The following is a 23487-nucleotide window of genomic DNA, read 5'->3' on the forward strand; positions in this document are numbered from 1 at the left end:
AGATCTATGAGCCTTAATCCGAGAGACGTTGTCGTAGTGGATTGCGTGCGGACTCCGATGGGTCGTGCCAGGAACGGATGCTTCCGCAACGTTCGCGCAGAGACCCTGTCCGCCACGCTGATTGATGCACTGCTGGAGCGCAACCCCAAGGTCAACCCCAAGGACGTTGAAGACGTCATCTGGGGTGCGGTCAACCAGACCAAGGAGCAGGGCTTCAATGTGGCCCGCCACATCTCCCTGCTGACCGGGTTACCTCACGAGACCGGCGCGCAGACCGTCAACCGCCTGTGCGGTTCGTCCATGAGCGCCATCCACACCGCCGCTCAGGCGATCCAGACCGGCAACGGTGATGTGTTTGTGATCGGTGGTGTCGAGCACATGGGGCATATCCCCATGACCGAAGGCTTCGACCACAATCCGGCCGCCTCCAAATACTCCGCCAAGGCCTCCAATATGATGGGCCTGACCGCGGAAATGCTGGCCAAGATGCACGGCATCAGCCGCGAGCAGCAGGACGAGTTCGGTGCGCGGTCGCACCGTCTTGCCCACGAGGCGACCCTGGAAGGTCGCTTCAAGAACGAGATCGTGCCCATTCAGGGCCATGACGAGAACGGCTTCGTCAAGCTGATCGAGGACGACGAGACCATTCGTCCCGAGACCACCGCGGAATCACTGGGCGAGCTCAAGCCGGCCTTTGACCCGAAGCAGGGCACGGTCACGGCGGGTACCTCCTCCCAGCTGACGGACGGTGCTGCGGCCATGCTGATGATGTCCGCCGAGAAGGCCCAGGACCTGGGCCTGACGCCGATCGCGAAGATCCGTGGTATGGCGGTTGCCGGTGTCGATCCGGCCATCATGGGCTATGGCCCGGTACCTGCTACCAGGAAGGCACTCAAGCGGGCCGGCCTGACCATCGATGACATCGACTTCTGGGAGCTTAACGAAGCCTTTGCCGGGCAGTCGCTGCCAGTACTGAAGGATCTCAAGTTGCTGGACGAGGTGGACAAGAAGGTCAACCTCAATGGCGGCGCCATTGCCCTGGGCCACCCGCTGGGCTGCTCCGGTGCGCGGATTTCCACCACTCTGCTGAATATCATGCAGGCTCGTGGCGGCGATCTGGGTGTGTCCACCATGTGTATCGGTCTCGGCCAGGGCATTGCAACCGTCTGGGAACGGCTGTAACACCCGGCTGAAAGTCAGGTCCTGACAAGCCCGGCCCTGTGCCGGGCTTTTTTCTGGATACCGGGCCGGAGCCCGCTTTCAGGATGTGCTTAAGGTTTATCAAAAATCAAAGTATGGGTTGTCTTGACTTTGCTGACACTGTAAAACAGTGCACCTATGCGATCCGGCCGGCCTCCGCGTGCTTCCCAGTTGGCTGATTTTTCTTGCGGTTTGGGCCATGGCTGAAATTATTGAACTGTTTCCTGGGGTAATGTCTCTGATATGGGTAAAAGTCTCGTTATTGTCGAGTCGCCAGCCAAAGCGAAGACCATCAACAAGTATCTGGGCAACGATTACATCGTAAAGTCCAGTGTTGGTCATATTCGCGATTTGCCTGTCAGTGGCAGTGGTTCCACGTCCGATCCCAAGGAGCGTGCCCGTCAGGCCGCCCAGACCCGGAAGCTGGACCCGGAGGAAAAGGCCGCCTACAAGAAACGCAAGGCCCGCGACCAGCTGATTGCCCGTATGGGCGTCGATCCGGATCATGACTGGCAGGCTCGCTATGAGATCCTGCCGGGCAAGGAAAAGGTGGTCAGTGAGCTCAAGCGCCTGGCCAAGTCCGCCGACCACGTCTATCTGGCGACGGATCTGGACAGGGAAGGGGAGGCCATTGCCTGGCACCTGCGGGAAACCATCGGCGGCGAACCCGACAAGTATCGCCGTGTGGTCTTCAATGAGATCACCAAGCGGGCGATTCAGTCCGCGTTCGACGATCCCGGCAGCGTGGACACCAACCGGGTCAATGCCCAGCAGGCCCGCCGGTTCCTGGACCGGGTGGTGGGCTATATGGTGTCGCCGCTGCTATGGTCCAAGGTTGCCCGCGGGCTTTCCGCCGGGCGGGTGCAGTCGGTGGCGGTACGCCTGATCGTCGAGCGGGAAAAGGAAATCCGCAGCTTCATACCGGAAGAGTACTGGCAGCTGCATGCGGACCTGAAGAAAGGGTCTTCCGCCGTCCGGTTCGAGACCACCCGCTACCAGGGCAAGACCTACCGCCCGGAAAATGAAAAGCAGAGCAACGAGCATGTGGCACGCCTGAAACAGGGCGAGTTCCGCGTTGCCAAGCGGGAAGACAAACCCACCCGGTCCCGGCCCTCGGCACCCTTTATTACCTCGACGCTGCAGCAGGCGGCCAGCAACCGTATGGGCTTCACCGTAAAGAAGACCATGATGCTGGCCCAGCGCCTTTACGAGGCCGGCTACATTACCTACATGCGGACCGACTCGACCAACCTGAGTCAGGATGCCGTTGCCGGTGCCCGGGACTGGATCAGCAAACAGTTCGGTGATCAGTACCTGCCGGACTCGCCCCGCGTTTACGGCAGCAAGGAGGGGGCCCAGGAGGCGCACGAGGCGATTCGCCCCACCGAAGTTACCCGTAAGCCGAGTGATATCAGTGGGTTGGAAAAAGATGCCGAGAAACTGTATGAACTTATCTGGCGCCAGTTTATTGCCTGCCAGATGGCCGACGCCGAGTTCCTCAGCACGTCCATTATGGTTGCCAACGGCGACTATGAGCTGCGCACCCGTGGCCGCATCATCAAGTTCGAGGGCTTCCTGAAAGCCGCGCCCCAGTCTGCCAAGAAAGACGAGGACGTGGCGTTGCCGGATATCAGGGTGGACGAAGTGCTGGATCTGGAAAAACTGGACCCCAGTCAGCATTTCACCAAGCCGGCTCCCCGCTACACCGAGGCCAGCCTGGTCAAGGAGCTGGAAAAGCAGGGCATTGGCCGGCCATCCACCTATGCTTCCATTATCTCCACCATCCAAGACCGGGGCTATGTGCGCCTGCAGAACCGCCGGTTCTACGCCGAGAAGATGGGCGATATTGTCACCGAGCGGCTCACCGAATCCTTCCCCAATCTGATGGATTTCGACTTCACCGCCCGGATGGAGGACGAGCTGGACGAGATTGCCGAAGGCGAGGAGGACTGGAAGAAAGTCCTCAATGACTTCTACGCCCGCTTCCGTCAGCAACTGGAAGAGGCCGAGAAGCCCGAAGGGGGCATGCGCAGCAACACCCCCACGGAAACCGATATCCCATGCCCCACCTGTGGTCGCAACATGCAGATTCGGGTCGCCAGTACCGGGGTGTTCCTGGGCTGTTCCGGTTACTCGCTGCCCCCCAAGGAGCGCTGCAAGACCACCATCAACCTGGTATCCGGTGATGAGGTGGTCAGCGCCGAGGACGACGTGGAAGGCGAGGGCGAAAGCCGTCTGCTGCGCAAGAAGCGCCGCTGCCCGAAGTGCGGCACGGCCATGGACAGCTATCTGATCGACGAGAAGCGCAAGCTGCACATTTGCGGTAACAATCCGGATTGCTCGGGTTACGAGGTGGAAGAGGGCACCTTCCGCATCAAGGGATACGACGGTCCGACCCTGGAATGTGACAAGTGCGGCTCGGAAATGCAGCTCAAGACAGGCCGTTTCGGCAAGTATTTCGGCTGCACCAATCCCGAGTGCAAGAACACCCGCAAGCTCCTGAAAAGCGGCGAGCCGGCACCTCCCAAGATGGACCCGGTACCCATGCCAGAGCTTCCGTGCCAGAAGGTGGACGACACCTATGTACTGCGGGATGGCGCTTCCGGCCTGTTCCTGGCGGCCAGCAAGTTCCCCAAAAACCGGGAGACCCGTCCGCCGCTGGTCAAAGAGATCAAGCCGCACCGTAAGGAAATCGATCCCAAGTACGATTACCTGATGGACGCGCCGGAGAAAGACCCGGAGGGCAACCCCACGGTGATCCGTTACAGCCGCAAGACCAAGGAGCAGTATGTCATGTCCGAAAAGGACGGCAAGGCGACGGGCTGGTCTGCATGGTACGAGAACGGGCGCTGGGTGCCGAGGGACAAGAAGAAGTAACTAAAAGCCCCTCTCCCTTGAGGGGAGAGGGGGTGGGGTGAGGGTGGAGAGGCCAACTCTCAAGTCCGATGCTCTGGCGCCCTGCGGGCGCTCCCCCTCACCCTGGCCCTCTCCCGCGCAGGGGAGAGGGGATAGACGGCGCAGGCTTGGCGAGAGTCACCTCACCGCTTCCTCAACCTCTGGACTAACGAAGACGTATCCCAGCGCCGTCCACCCATGTCCTGCACATCCCCGTAGAACTGGTCCACCAGCGCCGCCACGGGCAGTTTGGCGCCGTTACGACGCGCTTCCTCCAGACAGATGGCCAGATCCTTGCGCATCCAGTCCACCGCGAAACCGTGATCGAATTCGCCGGCAATCATGGTAGCGGACCGGTTTTCCATCTGCCAGGACTGGGCGGCTCCCTTTGAAATCACGTCGATCACCTTGCTGACATCCAGGTCTGCCTCTTCAGCGAAATGGATAGCCTCCGACAATCCCTGCACCAGCCCCGCAACCGCAATCTGGTTGACCATCTTGGTTTTCTGGCCGCTGCCAGCCGGCCCCATGAGGTTGAGGGCTTTTGCATACAGGCTCAGTGTCTTGCGGATGCGGTCGTAGGCATTCTGGTGGCCGCCGCACATGATGGTGAGTTGACCATTTTCGGCGCCCTGCTGCCCCCCCGAAACCGGGGCATCCAGAAATTCCTGGTCGACGTTGGCGGCTGCGTCATAAAGCTCTTCGGCAATACCGGCGGAGGCGGTGGTATGGTCCACCAGAATGGCGCCCTTCGGTGCATTGGCAATGATGCCATGGGAGCCCAGGTAAACGTTACGCAGGTCGGGGTCCGCCCCGACACAGGTCAGCACCACATCGGCTTTGCTGACGGCATCGGCAATGGTCGTGCAGGCTTCGCCAGCGTACTCGTTCGCCCAGTCGCTGGCTTTTTCCGGACTTCGATTCCAGACGTTCACAGCCAGCCCGGCATTTGCCAGGTGACCCGCCATGGGGTAGCCCATCACGCCAAGGCCGATAAATGCGATATTCTTCATCCGGTTTTCTCCAGTTGCCCGTTGGTAGAGAGAAAACCGATGATTGCAGAAGTCCGGGGCATGTTAAAGGCGTGCGCTCAGGCCGGAATTTACGTAAATCGGGGTCAGACCCCAATTTTCAGGTTTCCACATAGGGAGTTTAATCAAAAAAAGGCCGCTGGATTCCAGCGGCCTTTCGGGTCGGTCCTGAGAAACAGGGCAGCGCGCTTACTTCTCCGGGTAATCCCGCTTTTCGAAGCCGGTATAAAGCTGGCGCGGTCGACCAATGCGGTAGTTGCCGGATACCATCTCGTTCCAGTGGCTGAACCAGCCAATGGTGCGGGACAGGGCGAAGATAACCGTGAACATGGAGGTCGGGATGCCGATGGCCTTGAGAATGATGCCGGAGTAGAAGTCGACGTTCGGGTACAGCTTGCGCTCCACGAAGTACTCGTCTTCCAGGGCGATCTTCTCCAGGCGCTGGGCGATCTTGAGCAGCGGATCGTCTTCCAGGCCAAGTTCCTGCAGAACTTCGTGGGCGGTCTCGCGCATGACCTTGGCGCGGGGGTCGAAGTTCTTGTAGACCCGGTGACCAAAGCCCATGAGGCGGAATGGATCGTCCTTGTCCTTGGCCTTGGCAATAAACTTCTCGATGTTTTTCTCGTCACCGATCTCGGCCAGCATGTCCAGTACGGCCTCGTTGGCACCACCATGAGCCGGTCCCCACAGGGCGGCAATGCCGGAAGCGATACAGGCATAGGGGTTGGCACCGGTTGAGCCCGCCAGGCGCACCGTGGAGGTGGAGGCGTTCTGCTCGTGGTCGGCGTGCAACAGGAAAATCTTGTCCATGGCCTTGGCCAGGGTGGGGCTCGGCTTGTAGTCCTCGCAGGGTACGCCAAACATCATGTGCAGGAAGTTTTCCGCGTAGTCCAGGTCGTTGCGGGGATACATGAACGGTTGACCAATGGAATACTTGTAGCACCACGCCGCAATGGTGGGCATCTTGGCGATCAGGCGATGGGCGGTGATTTCGCGCTGGCGGGGATCGGACACGTCCATCTGGTCATGATAGAAAGCGGACAGGGCGCCTACCACGCCGCACATGATAGCCATGGGATGCGCATCACGGCGGAAGCCCTGAAAGAAGTTGCGCATCTGGTCGTGCAGCATGGTGTGGTTCTTGATGGTGTCGTGAAAACGCTGGTTCTCTTCCGGGGTGGGCAGCTCACCATTGAGAAGCAGGAAGCACACTTCCAGATAGTCGGAATGCTCCGCAAGCTGGTCGATGGGGTAGCCGCGGTGCAGCAGCATACCCTGGGCGCCATCGATATAGGTGATAGCGGATTCGCAGGCGGCGGTGGAAACAAAGCCCGGATCGTAGGTAAAAACGCCTTCCTGAACGAGGCCTCGAACGTCAATGACGTCAGGCCCAACGGTACCTGAGTAAACCGGAAGCTCAATGGATTTGTCACCCACCGAGAGCGTGGCTTTCCTGTCGGTCATGGTGCTCTCCTGTTTTTCAGCGTTAGTAGCGCGGGAAGGCGCGTATTATTGGTAAACCGGCGGCAAAATATAGGGTGTTGGCTTTTTTTGTCAATGCGCGGCGAGATAAAAGATACGGATTCAATTCAGGCATGATACCTGATTGTGATCTGAAATGGAGGCGTCCGCTGGCTAAAAACGAGCTATAACCGTGCCGGGTCGTCTCTGAGCCACAACGCTTATCCGTCTCAAATTGTATTTGTCAATTATCCCAATAGCGGAGTGTGCGGCCTGATCTGACAGGGTTTTACGGGTTTGCCGGTTTGTAATTCCCGGGGGCACTCCTTATAATCTCTAGCCCGGAAACGGGGACATGCCAATAAGGAACGCCTGCAACGACGTCTGCGGTGATGTTCTCCCTCCTGAATTACCTGTGCGGACACAACGGCGTGCCGACACGGTCATCCTTTATACCAACCATCCGCCCCGGCCCGGCCGGAAACGCGGAGTAAAAAGAGAGTGTGAGAGCGCTGTGAATAGCAAACGACCAGTTAATCTCGATCTCGGCAAGTTTCATTTTCCGCTGCCTGCCATTACTTCCATTCTGCATCGCATCAGCGGCGTCATCATGTTCGTGGGTGTCGCCTTCCTGCTTTACGGGCTGGACCTTTCCCTGTCCGGGGAAAATGGCTTCAACCGGGTTAATGAATTGCTGGACAGCTTCCTGGCGAAGCTGATCATCTGGGGCATCCTGTCAGCCCTGCTTTATCATCTGGTAGCCGGCATCAAGCACCTGCTGATGGACATGGGTATCGGTGAAGAGCTTCAGAGCGGTCGTCTCGCGGCCAAACTTACCTTGGTGATTTCGGTCATTCTTATCATTCTCGCGGGGGTCTGGATATGGCTGTAAACAGCGTAACGAATCTTGGCCGCAGCGGTGTCTACGACTGGATGGTCCAGCGTGTCAGCGCCTACGTATTGGCTCTTTACACGATTTTCCTGCTCGGCTTCATGCTGACAACTGACGTCGACTATGAAGCCTGGGCGGGTCTGTTCGGGCAGACATGGTTCCGGATTTTCAGTCTCGGAACCCTGATCGCGCTCGGTGGCCACGCCTGGGTTGGTCTGTGGACCGTTTCCACCGACTACATCAAGGCAACGCTGCCGCGTTTCCTGTTTCAGGCCGCTTGCGGCACCGTGATGTTCGTATATATCGTCTGGGGCATTCAGATTCTTTGGGGGCTTTAATAGATGGCTAATATCAAGACCATTTCCTATGATGCGGTCGTTATCGGTGGCGGTGGCTCCGGCATGCGTGCCGCGCTGCAGCTGACCGAGTCCGGGCTGAATACGGCCTGTATTACCAAGGTTTTTCCAACACGCTCCCACACCGTGTCCGCCCAAGGCGGTATCACTTGCGCCATTGCCAGTGCAGATCCCAACGATGACTGGCGCTGGCACATGTATGACACCGTCAAAGGCTCCGACTATATCGGTGACCAGGACGCCATCGAATATATGTGCTCCGTCGGCCCCCAGGCCGTTTTCGAGCTGGAGCACATGGGGCTGCCGTTTTCCCGTACCGAGCAGGGACGCATCTACCAGCGTCCGTTCGGCGGTCAGTCCAAGGGCCCGGATAACCCCACTCAGGCAGCGCGTACCTGTGCCGCCGCTGACCGTACCGGTCACGCCCTGCTGCACACCCTGTACCAGGCCAACCTGAAGGGCGGCACCACCTTTCTTAATGAGTGGTACGCCGTCGATCTGGTCAAGAACAGCAAGAACCAGGTGGTTGGTGTGGTCGCGATCGAGATCGAAACCGGCGAAGTGGCCTATATCAAGTCCAAGGCCACGGTACTGGCAACCGGCGGGGCGGGTCGCATCTACTCCTCCACCACCAATGCCCTGATCAACACCGGCGATGGCGTCGGCATGGCTCTGCGCGCGGGCTTCCCGGTTCAGGACATGGAGATGTGGCAGTTCCACCCGACCGGCATTTATGGCGCCGGCACACTGGTAACCGAGGGTTGCCGGGGTGAGGGGGGTTATCTGATCAATGCCGAGGGTGAGCGTTTCATGGAGCGCTACGCACCCAACGCCAAGGACCTGGCCGGTCGTGACGTGGTCGCCCGCTCCATGGTTCTGGAGATACTCGAAGGCCGTGGCTGTGGTCCCGAAAAGGATCACGTTCTGCTGAAGCTGGACCACCTCGGTGAAGAGACCCTCAACCTGCGTCTGCCCGGTATCTGTGAGCTGTCCCGTACCTTCGCCCATGTCGACCCGGTGAAAGAGCCGATCCCCGTGGTTCCCACCTGTCACTACATGATGGGCGGTATTCCCACCAACGTGGGCGGTCAGGCATTGACCCAGGACGAGAACGGCAACGACATGGCCATCGAAGGCCTGTTTGCCTGTGGTGAGGCGGCCTGTGTGTCCGTGCACGGGGCCAACCGTCTGGGCGGCAACTCGCTGCTGGATCTGGTGGTGTTCGGCCGCGCGGCCGGTCTGCACATCGAGAAGATGCTGCGTGACGGTTTCGAGATCGATGGCGCGACCGAGGAAGAGATCCAAAAGGCCATGGCGCGTCTGGACCGTCTGAACAACGCCGACGAAGGTGAAGACGTGGCCCAGGTTCGCAAGGACCTGCAGGCCTGCATGCAGCTTTACTTCGGTGTATTCCGTGACGGTGACAGCATGGAAAAAGGGCTCAAGCAGCTTGACGAGATTGGCGAGCGCGTGCGCAGAACCCGTCTGGCGGATCGCAGCGATGCTTTCAACACGGCTCGCATTGAAGCCCTTGAGCTCGACAACCTTTATGAAGTTGCTTACGCCACGGCGGTGTCCGCGGTTGAGCGCAGGGAGAGTCGCGGTGCTCACGCCCGTAACGACTTTACCGAGCGTGATGACGAGAACTGGCTCAAGCACTCGGTTTACTTCCCGCTCGAGAAGCGGCTTGGCAAGCGTGATGTGAACTTCGCGCCAAAAACCGTTCCGACGTTCGAGCCGAAGATTCGGACCTATTAAGGGGGACCTGAAAGATGTTGGTAAGCCTTTACCGTTATAACCCGGAAACTGACAACGCCCCTTATATGCAGGATATTGAGCTGGAGCTGCCGGAAGGCAAGGACCTGATGGTCCTGGACGTGCTCAACCTCCTGAAGGAGCGGGATCCTTCTGTGGCGTACCGCCGCTCCTGCCGTGAAGGTGTCTGTGGCTCGGACGGCATGAACATGAACGGCAAGAACGGCCTGGCCTGTATCACTCCGATGTCCGAGGTTGTCAAGAATGGCAAGCTGGCGCTGCGCCCGCTGCCGGGCCTGCCGGTGATCCGTGACCTGGTGGTGGACATGAACCTGTTCTACCAGCAGTACGAGAAGGTACAGCCATACCTGATCAACAACACGCCGGAACCGGCCATCGAACGCCTGCAGAGCCCGGAAGACCGCGAGAAGCTGGACGGCCTGTACGAGTGTATTCTCTGTGCCTGCTGCTCCACTGCCTGTCCGTCGTTCTGGTGGAATCCGGACAAGTTCATCGGTCCGGCGGGTCTGCTGCAGGCCTATCGCTTCCTGGCCGACAGTCGTGATACCGCCCAGGACGAGCGCCTGGCGGAGCTTGATGACCCGTTCAGTGTGTTTCGCTGCCGGGGCATCATGAACTGTGTCAGTGTTTGCCCCAAGGGCCTGAACCCGACCCGGGCGATCGGGCACATTCGTGATCTGCTGTTGCAGCGGGCCACCTGACCTGCGGTTTTCCGCAAGACCGCTATACTGTTCTGGAAGTTCCAGGCCTCCGGCCTGAATGACACCTGACCGGATAGCCTTCTACCAAAGGCGCATTGGCAGGTGAGGGCCGGTAAGGCAAGCTATCGGGCCGCAGCAAGTGCCCACAAAGTGCTTCTGCGGCGTGATTCAGTATAAAAACCACCGGGGAACGGAAAACATCCGTGAGCAATGTGGTGGCTGCAGTCGATCCGGTAAAAACCCGTATTGACTGAGAAATATCCCTGGCCGACCATTAAGGGCTCCCCCGCACCAGTCCAAGGTGAGCTATTCAAAATGCATGAAAGCATAATGGAGCAGTTATGGCAGACCTCCCATCTCCAGGGTGGGAATCTGACCTATGTTGAGCAGCTTTTTGAAACCTACCTGACCGACCCCAACGCCATCCCCGAAGAATGGCGAAATTATTTCGATAAGCTGCCGGGTGTCGAAGGTAATACCCGTGACGTTTCGCACTCCATCATCCGCGAACAGTTCGAGCATATTTCCCGCAACCAGCGCTTCTACAATGGCGCCGGTGTTCCCGCCTCCGCCACCACCGATGCTGACCGCAAGCAGATCCGTGTTCTGCAGATGATCAATGCTTACCGTTTCCGCGGTCATCAGGAAGCGCAGCTGGATCCGCTGGGTGTCTGGCAGCGGCCCAGGGTGGAAGACCTGGACCCATCCTTTCACGAGCTGTCGGAGGCGGACCGTGATCTCGAGTTCCAGACCGGTTCCCTGAATTTCGGTTCCGAGCGGATGAAACTTGGCGATATCGTAGATGAACTGCGCAAAACCTATTGCAGCAGCATCGGCGCCGAGTACATGCATGTGGTGGACACCCGTATCAAACGGTGGTTCCAGCAGCGTATGGAGCCTGTCAGGTCAAAGCCCGCCTACGAAGCAGCGACCCGCAAACACCTGCTCGAACGGCTTACCGCCGCGGAAGGCCTGGAAAAGTATCTGGGTTCCCGTTATCCCGGTGTCAAGCGCTTTGGCCTCGAGGGGGGCGAAAGCCTGATCCCCTGCCTTGACGAGCTCATTCAGCGCGCCGGCAGTTATGGCGCCAAGGAAATCGTTCTGGGCATGGCCCACCGCGGTCGCCTGAATGTGCTGGTGAACACCCTGGGCAAGAACCCGAAAGATCTCTTCGACGAATTCGAAGGCAAAAAGATGGCGGATTCCGGCTCCGGTGACGTCAAGTATCACCAGGGCTTCTCATCCAATGTTATGACCGAAGGCGGTGAGATTCATCTGGCCCTGGCGTTCAACCCGTCGCACCTGGAAATCGTGTCTCCGGTGGTTGTCGGTTCCGTCCGGGCCCGGCAGACCCGCCGTCAGGACACCGACGGCAGCAACGTGGTGCCCATTATTCTTCACGGTGACGCTGCCTTTGCCGGGCAGGGCGTGGTCATGGAAACCTTCCAGATGTCCCAGACACGGGGCTTCAGGGTGGGCGGCACCATTCACCTGGTGATCAATAACCAGGTCGGCTTCACCACCAGCAAACAGGAAGACGCCCGTTCCACCGAGTACTGCACTGACGTCGCCAAGATGGTTCAGGCGCCGATCCTGCACGTTAATGCCGATGATCCCGAGGCGGTCATGTTCGCCACGCAGATGGCCATGGACTACCGCAACGAGTTCCGGGGCGACGTGGTCATTGATCTGGTCTGTTACCGTCGCCGTGGCCATAACGAGGCCGACGAGCCGTCGTCTACCCAGCCGGTGATGTACGACAGGATCCGCAAGCTCAAGAGTACCCGCCATCTGTACGCCAGCAAGCTGGTGGAGGAAGGGGTCATCTCCGAGGATGACGCCAAGAAGATGGAAACCGAGTATCGCGACGCCCTCGATAACGGTGAGCATGTGGTGAAGTCGCTGGTCAAGGAGCCCAACACCGAGCTCTACGTCGACTGGACCCCGTACCTGGGCCACGAATGGACGGCCAAATGCAAGACCAGCGTGAGCCTGAAGAACATCCAGCGCCTGGGCAAAAAGCTGACCTACGTTCCGGAGGGTTTTTCTGTCCAGCGTCAGGTGCAGAAGATTGTCGATGATCGCAGGAAGATGACCGCCGGCGCCCTGGGGCTTAACTGGGGTTACGGCGAGATGATGGCCTACGCCTCCCTGCTGGACGAGGGCCACCCGATCCGGATCACCGGCCAGGACGTGGCCCGCGGTACCTTCTCGCACCGCCATGCGATCCTGCACAACCAGAAGGAAGGAGACACCTGGACGTCCCTGGCCAACCTGTCCGAGAAACAGCCGAAGTTCGAGATCTACGACTCGCTACTGTCGGAAGAGGCGGTGATGGCGTTCGAGTATGGTTTCGCCACCACCACACCTGCCACTCTGGTGGTCTGGGAAGCCCAGTTCGGCGACTTCTCCAACGGCGCCCAGGTGGTGATCGATCAGTTTCTCACCAGTGGCGAACACAAGTGGGGACGCCTGTGTGGCCTGACCCTGCTGCTGCCCCATGGTTATGAAGGTCAGGGTCCGGAGCACTCCTCGGCGCGGCTGGAGCGTTTCCTGCAGCTGTGTGCCGAGCACAATATTCAGGTGTGCGTACCCACTACGCCTTCGCAAGTGTTCCACATGCTGCGCCGGCAGGTGAAGCGGCCCCTGCGCAAGCCGTTGGTGGCCATTACGCCGAAGAGCCTGCTGCGCCACAAGGAAGCCACGTCGGACCTGGAAGACCTGACCTCCGGCACCTTCCAGACCGTGTTACCGGAAAAGGAACCGTCGGATCCGAAAAAAGTTACCCGTCTGATCCTCTGTAGCGGCAAGGTGTACTACGATCTCCTTGAGAAGAAAAAGGCGGATGGTCGTGACGACACGGTGATTTTCCGGATCGAGCAGCTTTACCCGTTCCCCGGTGATGATCTGGACGAGTTGCTGGCCCCTTACACCGGGCTCAAGAACGCGGTGTGGTGTCAGGAAGAGCCGATGAACCAGGGTGCCTGGTACTGTAGCCAGCATCATATGCGGGCAGCGCTGGCGCGACTCAATCCGAAACTTTATCTGGATTACGCTGGCCGTGATGCTTCCGCCGCACCGGCCGCCGGCTATATGTCCGTACACGTCGAGCAGCAGAAAAAGCTGGTGAATGACGCCTTTGAACTGTGACCAGTTACCGAACGTAAGGATTTGAAATGTCAACAGAAATAAAAGCCCCCGTTTTCCCGGAGTCGGTCGCTGAAGGTACCATTGCGACCTGGCACAAGAAGCCTGGCGAAGCCTGTGAGCGCGACGAACTGATTGTCGATATCGAAACCGACAAGGTGGTTCTGGAAGTGGTTGCGCCGGCCGACGGCGCCATTGAGGAGATCGTCAAGGACGAGGGCGACACCGTTGAGAGCGGTGAGGTAATCGGCAAGTTCAAGGAAGGCGCTGCGGGCGAGAGCAAGCCCGAGGACAAGGGCGACTCGGGCAAGGAAGAAGAGAAGGCCGAGACCAAATCCGAAGAGCCGGCTTCCGCCGAAAGCGGCAGTGCTGCTTCTTCCGGAGATGCCATTCTGAGCCCGGCGGCCCGCAAGCTCGCGGATGAAAACAACGTTGACCCGGATTCCGTCAAAGGTACCGGCAAAGATGGTCGCGTCACCAAGGAAGATGTGCAGGCCCACGTCGACGGTGGCAAGTCTTCCGCCGGCAAGGCCTCCGGTGGCAGCCAGCCCGCAGCCGCTCCAGCAGCCGATGTCCCGACCGGCGAGCGCCCTGAGAAGCGTGTGCCCATGACCCGTCTGCGGGCCAGCATCGCCAAGCGCCTGGTACAGGCCCAGACCGATGCGGCCATGCTCACCACCTTCAATGAAGTGAACATGAAGCCGGTGATGCAACTGCGTACAGAGTACAAGGAAGCCTTCGAGAAGCGCCATGGCATCAAGCTGGGCTTCATGTCCTTCTTCGCCAAGGCCGCCACCGAAGCCCTCAAACGGTTCCCGGCGGTGAACGCCTCCATCGACGGCAACGACATGGTTTACCATGGTTATCAGGATATCGGTGTGGCCGTGTCCACCGACCGGGGCCTGGTGGTTCCGGTTATCCGTGACGTAGACAGCCTTGGTCTGGCGGATATCGAGAAAAAGATAGTTGAATACGGTCAGAAGGCGAAAGGTGGCAAGCTGGGCATTGACGAGATGACCGGTGGCACCTTCACCATCACCAACGGTGGCATTTTCGGTTCACTGATTTCCACTCCGATTCTGAATCCGCCGCAGACAGCGATTCTGGGTATGCACAAGATCCAGGAGCGTCCGATGGCGGTGAACGGGCAGGTGGAAATTCTGCCGATGATGTACCTGGCCCTGTCGTACGATCACCGTATGATCGACGGCAAGGAAGCCGTTCAGTTCCTGGTGGCCCTCAAGGAGATGATCGAGGATCCGGCCCGAATGCTGCTGGACGTCTGAGCCGTACAAACCAATTCCGGAGCCCCGGGGGTGAAAGCCTCCGGGGCTTCCGCCAGATAACGGGATAGAATATGTCTGACAAGTACGATGTCATCGTCATTGGCGCCGGCCCCGGCGGTTATGTAGCCGCCATCAAGGCAGCCCAGCAGGGCCTGAAGACCGCCTGTGTGGAATCCTGGACATCCGGGGACGGCAAGCAGCAGGTACTGGGCGGAACCTGCCTCAATATCGGCTGTATTCCGTCCAAGGCGCTGCTGGAAATTTCCCACAAGTATGAGGAAGCCCAGCACGGCTATGCCGATCAGGGTATCGAACTGAACGACCTGAGCATCAACATCGACAAGATGATGAAGCGCAAGGAGGGTATCGTCGAGCAGCTTACCGGCGGTATTGCCGGCCTGTTCAAGAGTAACGGTGTCACCGCCATCCACGGTCATGGCAAACTGCTCGCCAACAAGCAGGTCGAAGTCACCGATAAAGACGGCAAGACCACGGTCTATGACGCAGAAAACGTCATTCTTGCCAGCGGCTCGAAGCCTATCGAGATTCCACCGGCCCGGTTTGACGGTGACCATATCGTGGATTCCGAGGGTGCCCTGGAGTTTACCGATGTGCCCAAGCGAGTGGGCGTGATCGGTGCCGGTGTCATCGGGCTTGAGCTGGGTTCCGTGTGGGCCCGCCTGGGTTCCGAAGTGACCATGCTGGAAGCCATGGACACGTTCCTGCCGGCGGTTGACCAGCAGGTGGCGAAGGACGCCCTCAAGCACTTCAGGAAGCAGGGCCTGGACATCAAGCTGGGCACCCGCATGACCAAGGCCGAGGTCAAGCGCAAGCTGGTTTACGTAGACTATGAAGAGGGCAACAACAAGGAGCAGCTCAAGTTCGACAAGCTGATTGTTGCCGTGGGCCGCAGGCCCAATACCGAAAATCTGCTTGCCGCTGACGCGGGCGTCAACCTGGATGAGCGTGGCTTTATCTTTGTTGATGAGCAGTGCAAGACCGATGTGCCGGGCGTATGGGCCGTTGGTGACGTGGTGCGTGGCCCCATGCTGGCCCACAAGGCGTCGGAAGAAGGCGTCATGGTTGCCGAGCGCATCGCGGGCCACAAGCCACAGGTCAACTACGACTGTATTCCCAACGTGATCTACACGTCGCCGGAAGTGGCCTGGGTTGGCAAAACCGAAGAGCAGCTCAAATCCGAGGGTGAGGCCTACAAGGTCGGCACCTTCCCGTTTGCCGCCAATGGTCGCGCCATGGCAGCAAACTCCACCGGCGGCATGGTAAAGATCATTGCCGACGAGAAAACCGACCGGATACTGGGCTTCCACGTAGTTGGCCCCCAGGCGTCCGAGATTGTGGCCCAGGGCGTGATCGCCATGGAATTCGGCTCCAGTGCCGAAGACCTGGCTCTGACCTGCTTCGCACACCCGACCCTGTCGGAATCCGTGCATGAAGCGGCTCTGGGTGTCGACGGTGGTGCCATTCACAAGGCCAACCGTCGCAAGAAGAAATAACGCTGATGCCCCGGGCAAAGGGCTGGCATGCCAGCCTGCAGCGGCGAAATAACGCCGTGCCCGGGAAGCGTTTGGGTACGCTGAGTTGATCCCCGGCGTACCGTAGCGAATTCGCTTAGAGGGAGCGCATCGGAGTCAGGCTGCAGGCGTACTGCGCCGGCCTGTTTCCGATGGGTTCTGGCGGGTTCATTTCCGTATGTGGTTATCCTCCATCAAATCGGGACACTAGATTATGAATTTGCACGAATATCAGGCCAAACAGCTGTTCGCTGAATACGGCCTGCCCGTATCCAAGGGCTATGCCTGTGATACTCCTGAAGAAGCCGTCGCGGCGGCTGACAAGATCGGCGGTGACGCCTGGGTGGTCAAGGCTCAGGTTCACGCTGGTGGCCGCGGCAAGGCCGGCGGCGTCAAGCTGGTCAAGAGCAAGGATGAGATCAAGGCGTTTGCCGAGCAGTGGCTGGGCAAGAACCTGGTAACCTTCCAGACCGACGAGAAAGGTCAGCCGGTTGCCAAGATTCTGGTCGAGTCCCTGACCGATATCGATCAGGAGCTGTATCTGGGTGCGGTGGTTGACCGTGGTGCCCGTCGTATCGTTTTCATGGCGTCCACCGAGGGTGGCGTCGAGATCGAGAAGGTAGCAGAGGAAACCCCCGAGAAGATCCTCAAGGCCGAAGTCGACCCGCTGGTCGGCGCACAGCCTTACCAGGGCCGTGAGCTGGCTTTCAAGCTGGGTCTGAAAGGACCACAGATCGGTCAGTTTGCCAAGATTTTTGTGGGTCTGGCCAAGCTGTTTGAAGACAAGGACCTGGCGCTGCTGGAAATCAACCCGCTGGTCATCACCGACGAAGGCAACCTGCACTGCCTGGACGCCAAGATCGGTGTGGATGGCAATGCCCTGTACCGCCAGAAACAGATCCAGGAAATGCACGACCCGTCCCAGGACGATGCCCGCGAAGCGGAAGCAGCCAGCTGGGAACTGAACTACGTGGCCCTGGATGGCAATATCGGTTGCATGGTCAACGGCGCGGGCCTGGCCATGGGCACCATGGACATCATCAAGCTGTCCGGCGGCCAGCCCGCCAACTTCCTGGACGTGGGTGGCGGTGCCACCAAGGAGCGTGTCTCCGAGGCGTTCAAGATCATCCTGTCTGACGATAACGTGAAGGCGGTACTGGTCAACATCTTCGGTGGTATCGTGCGCTGCGACATGATTGCCGAGGGTATCATCGGCGCCGTGAAGGAAGTGGGTGTGAAGGTTCCTGTGGTGGTTCGTCTGGAAGGCAACAATGCCGAACTGGGCACCAAGGTACTCGAAGAGAGTGGCCTCAACATCATTGCCGCAACCAGCCTGTCCAATGCTGCAGAGCAGGTCGTTACAGCCGCAGGGGGTAAATAATGAGCATCCTGATTAACAAAGACACCAAGGTTATCTGTCAGGGCTTTACCGGTGCCCAGGGTACCTTCCACTCCGAGCAGGCTCTGGACTATGGCACCAAGCTGGTCGGCGGCGTCAGCCCCGGCAAGGGCGGCACCGAGCATCTGGGTCTGCCGGTGTTCAACACCGTACGTGAGGCGGTGGAAAAGACCGGCGCCGAGGCAACGGTTATCTACGTGCCGGCACCCTTCTGCAAGGATGCCATCATTGAAGCAGCCGACGCCGGTATTCAACTGATCGTCTGCATCACCGAAGGCATCCCCACCATCGACATGCTCTATGCCAAGGAGTATGTGGACAAGGTCGGCGCCCGCATGATCGGCCCCAACTGCCCCGGTGTGATCACTCCGGACGAGTGCAAGATCGGCATCATGCCCGGTCACATTCACCAGAAGGGTAAGGTGGGTATCGTATCCCGCTCCGGCACCCTGACCTATGAGGCGGTCAAGCAGACCACCGACTTCGGCTATGGTCAGTCCACCTGTGTCGGCATCGGTGGTGATCCGATCCCCGGCTCCAGCTTCATCGATATCCTGAAGCTGCTGCAGGAAGATCCGGAAACCGAGGCCATCGTGATGATCGGTGAAATCGGCGGTACCGCCGAGGAAGAAGCCGCCGCCTTCATCAAGGAAAACGTGACCAAGCCGGTGGTATCCTACATCGCCGGTGTCACCGCGCCTCCGGGCAAGCGGATGGGGCATGCCGGTGCCATCATTTCCGGTGGCAAGGGTACGGCGGACGAGAAGTTCGCCGCCCTGCAGGACGCCGGTGTCAAAACCGTGCGCAGCCTGGCTGAAATCGGCAATGCCCTGAAGGAAGTAACCGGCTGGTAAGAGCCCCAGAGGCCGCATCCGGTAAACTGCAAACCCCCGCCCGGTGTCACCGGTGCGGGGGTTTTGCGTTTAGGGAAGGGGATCTCTGTCATCCCCGGGCGGAGTGATTTATCATAACCGGTCAATTGTGACCATAAGGAGTTCATGCTTTGGGTTCTGTCGATTCCCGGCAACGGGTGCTGTCCGGTATGCGACCGACCGGTCGTCTGCATCTCGGGCACTACCACGGCGTACTCAGGAACTGGGTGAAGCTGCAGCATGAATTCGAATGCTTTTTTTTCGTGGCCGACTGGCATGCCCTGACCACCCGTTACGATGACCCTTCCGATATTCGTGAAAACGTCTGGGAAATGATCATCGACTGGCTGGCTGCCGGGGTCAATCCGGGGTCGTCCACGCTGTTTATCCAGTCGTCGGTGCCGGAGCACGCGGAACTTCATCTGCTGCTGTCCATGATCACCCCGCTGGGCTGGCTCGAGAGAGCCCCCACCTACAAGGATCAGCAGGACAAGTTACGTGAGAAAGATCTCGCAACTTACGGATTTCTCGGGTATCCGCTTCTGCAAAGTGCCGACATACTGCTGTACCGGGCCGGCAAGGTACCGGTGGGGGCCGATCAGGTGTCTCACGTGGAGATTACCCGCGAGATTGCCCGCCGGTTCAATCATCTCTATGGGCGCGAACCCGGTTTCGAGGAGCAGGCGGAAGCGGCCATCGTCAAGATGGGCAGGAAAAACGGGCGTTTGTACAGTACCCTCAAACGTCGCTACCAGGAAGAGGGCGACATGGAGGCGCTGGAAACCGCCCGCGCGCTGCTTCATGAGCAACAGAACATCTCCCTTGGCGATCGGGAACGCCTGTACGGCTATATCGAGGGCGGGGGCAAGGTGCTGCTCCCCGAGCCCCGGGCATTGCTGACGGATACCTCGAAAATGCCCGGGCTGGACGGACAGAAAATGTCCAAGTCCTATGGCAATGATATCGGCCTGCGGGAGTCACCGGATTCAGTGGCCAGGAAAATCCGCACCATGCCCACCGACCCCCAGCGGGTGCGCCGGACGGATCCGGGTGAACCGGAGAAGTGCCCGGTATGGGAGTTCCACAAGGCCTACAGCGACGAAAAGACACAGGAATGGGTCCAGACCGGGTGCCGCAGTGCCGGCATCGGCTGCCTGGATTGCAAGAAACCGGTCATTGACGCCATCGTGGAAGAGCAGCGCCCGCTGCATGAGCGGGCCAGGGAGTACGAGGAAAGCCCGGACCTGATTCATGCCATTATCGAGGAGGGCACCGACCGCGCCCGTGATGCGGCCCGGGATACCCTCGATGAGGTTCGCGAGGCCATGGGCGTGGTCTACCGGTGAGCGGAATCAGGGGATGACACGTGACTGAGCGGGTAACCGGCTCCGACGATAGTCGGGACATTCCTGCCGCACCGGAGGGCGAGCAGGCGCAGGCCCCTGTGGCCCGGGTAGAGGGTAAACCCCTGTCCGATATGCCCCGGGATCTGTACATCCCCCCGGATGCGCTGGCCGTGTTCCTGGAAGCCTTTGAAGGTCCCCTGGACCTGCTGTTGTATCTGATTCGCAAGCAGAACATGAACATCCTGGACATCGACGTCAGCGAGATCACCCGCCAGTATATGGAGTACATCGGTGCCGTCGAAGCCATGCGCTTTGAGCTGGCGGCGGAATACCTGGTGATGGCAGCCACGCTGGCAGAGATCAAGTCGCGGATGCTGCTGCCGCGTCAGGAAGTGGAGGACGACGAGGAAGTGGACCCGAGGGCCGAGCTGATCCGCCGCCTGCAACAGTACGAGCGTTTCAAGAAGGCTGCCGAAGACGTGGACAGCCTGCCGCGCATGGAGCGGGACACCTTCGTGAACTCCGCCAAGCTGCCTGAGCTGGACCGGGGCGCCAGCCATCCTCCGGTGGAGCTGCGGGACATGCTGCTGGCCCTGCAGGGTGTGCTGCACCGCGCGGATCTGTTTACCAGCCACCACGTGGAGAAGGAGCGGCTGTCCACCCGGGAGCGGATGTCCTCCATTCTATCGATGTTGCCCGCCGACCGGTTCATGGCTTTCGAGAGCCTGTTCACCCGGCAGGAGGGGCGTCTTGGTGTGGTAGTGACGTTCCTGGCCATGCTGGAGCTGGTCAAGGAAGAGCTGATCGAGATCGTCCAGGCGGAAACCCTGGGTGCCATTCATGTACGGGCACGAACCAGTAACTGAGATGAACGAAGAAAACCTCAAGCGAGTTCAGAATATCGTGGAAGCGGCGCTGCTATCGGCCGGCCGTCCCCTGAGCATTGACCAGCTTCGGGACTTGTTCGAAGAGCACGAACGGCCCGCCCGCCAGATCATGGAGCACGTGCTGATGCTGCTGGATGAGTCCTGCATCGGGCGTGGCTTTGAACTGCGCAGGGTGGCCAGCGGCTACCGTTTCCAGGTTCGTCAGCAATACGCACCCTGGGTGGGCCGCCTGTTCGAGGAAAAGCCTCAGCGCTATTCCAGAGCCCTGCTGGAAACCCTGGCGCTGATTGCCTATCGCCAACCCATTACCCGGGGCGAAATCGAGGATATACGCGGTGTTACGGTAAGCAGCAATATCATTCGTACCCTGCAGGAACGAGAATGGGTTCGAGTGGTGGGCCACAAGGACGTTCCCGGGCGTCCGGCCATGTACGCCACCACTCGCCAGTTTCTTGACTATTTTAATCTGACCAGCCTCGAACAGCTGCCACCGCTGGCCGAGATCCGTGATCTCGAGGAAATCGGACGCGAGATCGAGCAGGACATACAGGCCGAGATCCAGTTCGAGTCGCCTGCAGCGCCGGAACCGGCGCAGGATCAGGGTTCCGGCGATTCGTCGGACAGCAACACCACACTTCATTAAGCCAGTAAGGATTGTTCCATGGCGTCGCAACGCCCCCCCAAGCCGTCCAGGTCGGACGCACCAGACTCCGGAGAGCAGCCCGAGCGTCTTCAGAAACTTTTGTCCCGTGCCGGTGTTGGTTCCCGTCGTGAAGTCGACGCCTGGCTCCAGGATGGCAGGGTGACGGTCAACGGATCCGTTGCCCAGCCCGGCGACCGCGCCCTGACCAGTGACCGCATTGCCGTTGACGGCAAGCCCGTTGAAAGCCGCTCCGCTGCCGCCGTGGTTCGGCGCGTGCTGGTCTACAACAAACCGGAGGGGGAGGTCACTACCCGCCACGATCCGGAGGGCCGGCCAACGGTCTTCGACAACCTGCCACGGCTCAGGGATCAGCGCTGGATCGGCGTGGGCCGCCTGGACATCAACAGCACCGGCCTGATGCTGTTTACCACCGACGGCGATCTGGCCAACCGGCTCATGCATCCTTCCAGCGAAATCGACCGGGAATACGCCGTGCGCATTTTCGGAACCGTGGATGACGACATGATCCGGCGGCTACGGGAAGGCGTGTTGCTGGACGATGGCGTGGCCGCTTTTTCTGACATTGCCCCCGCCGGTGGCAAGGGCCAGAACCAGTGGTTCCATGTCACCCTGATGGAAGGACGTAACCGGGAAGTCCGTCGCCTGTGGGAATCCCAGGGTGTGCGGGTGAGCCGCCTCAAGCGGGTTCGTTACGGCCCGATATTCCTGCCCAGCCGGCTCAGTGTCGGGCGCTGGGAGGAGCTGGACCAGAAGGGTCTGGATGATCTGAGCAATGCTGTCGGGATGTCGTCATCACGGCTGCCGGACAAGACCCCTGGCGAACAGGCGGAGCATGAGCGTCGCCGCCGCAAGGCGCCATCAAGGGGGAACAAGAAGTCCGCCGGTGGTCGCTGGCAGGTGGCTGATCAGGCTGCACCGAAAGCGTCTGGCCAGCGCCGGACCGAGCGTAGCCCGGCGCCAGGAAAGCCCGCGGATCGCAAGAAGGGGCGCAGTACGTCTCGCGGACCTGCCCGGTAATGCATCAGACGGGCTGCGTCTTGCTGCCTTTTACCACGTGGGCAACGCGGGTGCAGTTCCGGCCACCATTCTTGGCGCGGTAGAGTGCGTCGTCGGCCCGGGCCAGCCACTGGTCCGGGGTTTCGCCGCGACGGTGAGAGGCAACACCGGCGCTGGCCGTAACGCTTACCTGGTGATCGCCAAAGGGCACCCGGATCTGGCTGACACCGGCCCGTATCCTGTCTGCCACCTCGAGGCCGTCGTCCGAGTCGGTGTGGGGTAGCACAATGGCAAATTCCTCGCCGCCAAAACGGAAAATACTGTCCCCCTCCCGTGTCGCTTCCCGCAGTGCCTTTGCGGTAGCCTTCAGTATATGGTCACCAATGACATGGCCGTAGTTGTCGTTCACGTCCTTGAAATGATCCAGGTCACACAGGATGAGCGTGAAGTTATCGCCATGCCGGTCATCGATACTGCAGTCCCGGACCAGGGCCATGTCCAGCGCCCTTTTGTTCGGGATTTCCGTCAATGCATCGGTCAGGGCGGCCTGTTCCACCAGCGCGTACTGGCAGGCGTTGCGCAGAGGGCAGATCAGGATGCCAAGAAGGTACTCGATGATTTCCAGTTCCTCTTCGTGGAACCGGGTCCGGCGCTTGAGTGCGAGTGCGCCATAGTTGATGCCTTCCAGGGTCAGTTGGTAGTCACAGCGGTGGGACCCGCCGGTGCCGGTTGAATAGACAAAGTCCTGGTGTCCCAGCCGGTGCCGGTATACCAGCTGGCCATAGGGCAGCGCGCTGGCCAGCTCTTCTGCAAAGATGCCCAGCAGTTGTTCCAGTGACAGCGTCGTGCTGGCCCGCCGGTAAAGTCTTGCCACCGGATCACCAGCGCCGGTCCAGGCGTCCCGTGCCTGGCGCAGTGCCACCAGCCGTCCCTGGTCAGTTGTCTGAGCGTATTGGGATGAACGGTAATTACCTGCCATGGATGCTGCCTTTGCCAATGTTTTTTCTTGCTTAAGCAGGTAATGTGCCAGAACTGAAAATACAAGA

At 59.7% G+C, this 23487-nt stretch carries 17 protein-coding genes and 1 pseudogene; 15 read left to right on the forward strand and 3 right to left on the reverse strand.

Annotation, left to right across the window (positions count from 1 at the left end):
- Positions 1-6: 6 nt before the first annotated feature.
- A complete protein-coding gene (gene fadA / locus IE079_RS05895) occupies positions 7-1182 on the forward strand; it encodes an acetyl-CoA C-acyltransferase FadA (protein ID WP_189574220.1) in 1176 nt (391 codons plus the stop codon).
- Between the two features lie 261 nt (positions 1183-1443).
- Positions 1444-4077, forward strand: a complete 2634-nt coding sequence (topA, locus tag IE079_RS05900) for a type I DNA topoisomerase (RefSeq protein ID WP_189574223.1) — start codon at positions 1444-1446, stop codon at positions 4075-4077.
- Positions 4078-4238: 161 nt separating this feature from the next.
- On the opposite strand, the pseudogene IE079_RS05905 reads toward topA, so the two are convergent.
- Together IE079_RS05905 and gltA are read right to left on the reverse strand one after the other, a co-directional pair.
- Positions 4239-5120: pseudogene (locus IE079_RS05905) on the reverse strand (NAD(P)-dependent oxidoreductase); the annotation flags it as partial.
- A gap of 195 nt (positions 5121-5315) precedes the next feature.
- Positions 5316-6590: a citrate synthase gene (gltA, locus tag IE079_RS05910; protein WP_189574231.1), complete on the reverse strand. Its 1275-nt coding sequence runs from the start codon at positions 6588-6590 to the stop codon at positions 5316-5318.
- Positions 6591-7101: 511 nt separating this feature from the next.
- On the opposite strand from gltA, the gene sdhC reads away from it, so the two are divergent.
- The 13 genes from sdhC to rluB all read left to right on the forward strand — a co-directional run bounded on the left by sdhC (position 7102) and on the right by rluB (position 22462).
- A complete protein-coding gene (sdhC, locus tag IE079_RS05915; protein WP_189574235.1) occupies positions 7102-7479 on the forward strand; it encodes a succinate dehydrogenase, cytochrome b556 subunit in 378 nt (125 codons plus the stop codon).
- Positions 7470-7817 carry a succinate dehydrogenase, hydrophobic membrane anchor protein gene (sdhD, locus tag IE079_RS05920; RefSeq protein ID WP_189574239.1) on the forward strand — a complete coding sequence of 116 codons (348 nt, stop codon included), beginning with the start codon at positions 7470-7472 and terminating at the stop codon, positions 7815-7817. The genes sdhC and sdhD overlap by 10 nt, the downstream gene beginning before the upstream one ends.
- Positions 7818-7820: 3 nt before the next feature.
- On the forward strand, positions 7821-9593 hold the full coding sequence (gene sdhA / locus IE079_RS05925; protein WP_189574242.1) for a succinate dehydrogenase flavoprotein subunit: 1773 nt from the start codon (positions 7821-7823) through the stop codon (positions 9591-9593).
- A gap of 14 nt (positions 9594-9607) precedes the next feature.
- The gene (locus IE079_RS05930) at positions 9608-10312 is read left to right on the forward strand and encodes a succinate dehydrogenase iron-sulfur subunit (RefSeq protein ID WP_189574246.1); all 705 of its coding nucleotides are present in this window, start codon (positions 9608-9610) and stop codon (positions 10310-10312) included.
- 315 nt (positions 10313-10627) lie between these two features.
- On the forward strand, positions 10628-13462 hold the full coding sequence (locus IE079_RS05935; protein WP_189574249.1) for a 2-oxoglutarate dehydrogenase E1 component: 2835 nt from the start codon (positions 10628-10630) through the stop codon (positions 13460-13462).
- A 26-nt stretch (positions 13463-13488) separates the two neighbouring features.
- Positions 13489-14745: a 2-oxoglutarate dehydrogenase complex dihydrolipoyllysine-residue succinyltransferase gene (gene odhB, locus IE079_RS05940; protein ID WP_189574252.1), complete on the forward strand. Its 1257-nt coding sequence runs from the start codon at positions 13489-13491 to the stop codon at positions 14743-14745.
- Positions 14746-14816: 71 nt separating this feature from the next.
- Positions 14817-16259, forward strand: a complete 1443-nt coding sequence (gene lpdA / locus IE079_RS05945; RefSeq protein WP_189574255.1) for a dihydrolipoyl dehydrogenase — start codon at positions 14817-14819, stop codon at positions 16257-16259.
- Positions 16260-16491: 232 nt separating this feature from the next.
- Positions 16492-17658, forward strand: coding sequence for an ADP-forming succinate--CoA ligase subunit beta (gene sucC / locus IE079_RS05950; protein ID WP_189574258.1), 1167 nt, complete (start codon positions 16492-16494; stop codon positions 17656-17658).
- Positions 17658-18530 (forward strand): succinate--CoA ligase subunit alpha, encoded by an 873-nt coding sequence (sucD, locus tag IE079_RS05955; protein ID WP_189574261.1) that lies wholly within the window; start codon positions 17658-17660, stop codon positions 18528-18530. Before sucC ends, sucD begins: the two co-directional genes overlap by 1 nt.
- Before the next feature lie 149 nt (positions 18531-18679).
- Positions 18680-19894, forward strand: a complete 1215-nt coding sequence (locus IE079_RS05960; protein ID WP_189574264.1) for a tryptophan--tRNA ligase — start codon at positions 18680-18682, stop codon at positions 19892-19894.
- Positions 19895-20025: 131 nt separating this feature from the next.
- Entirely contained in the window at positions 20026-20760 is a 735-nt protein-coding gene (locus IE079_RS05965; protein ID WP_189574690.1) for a segregation and condensation protein A, read from the forward strand.
- Position 20761: 1 nt separating this feature from the next.
- A complete protein-coding gene (gene scpB, locus IE079_RS05970) occupies positions 20762-21424 on the forward strand; it encodes an SMC-Scp complex subunit ScpB (RefSeq protein ID WP_189574267.1) in 663 nt (220 codons plus the stop codon).
- Positions 21425-21442: 18 nt separating this feature from the next.
- Positions 21443-22462 carry a 23S rRNA pseudouridine(2605) synthase RluB gene (rluB, locus tag IE079_RS05975; RefSeq protein ID WP_189574270.1) on the forward strand — a complete coding sequence of 340 codons (1020 nt, stop codon included), beginning with the start codon at positions 21443-21445 and terminating at the stop codon, positions 22460-22462.
- A 4-nt stretch (positions 22463-22466) separates the two neighbouring features.
- Here rluB and IE079_RS05980 read toward each other — a convergent pair whose 3' ends face one another.
- Positions 22467-23420: a GGDEF domain-containing protein gene (locus IE079_RS05980; protein WP_189574273.1), complete on the reverse strand. Its 954-nt coding sequence runs from the start codon at positions 23418-23420 to the stop codon at positions 22467-22469.
- Positions 23421-23487: the final 67 nt, after the last annotated feature.

It is taken from the genome of Marinobacter zhanjiangensis, from assembly GCF_014651935.1.
Classification (GTDB): Bacteria; Pseudomonadota; Gammaproteobacteria; order Pseudomonadales; family Oleiphilaceae; genus Marinobacter; species Marinobacter zhanjiangensis.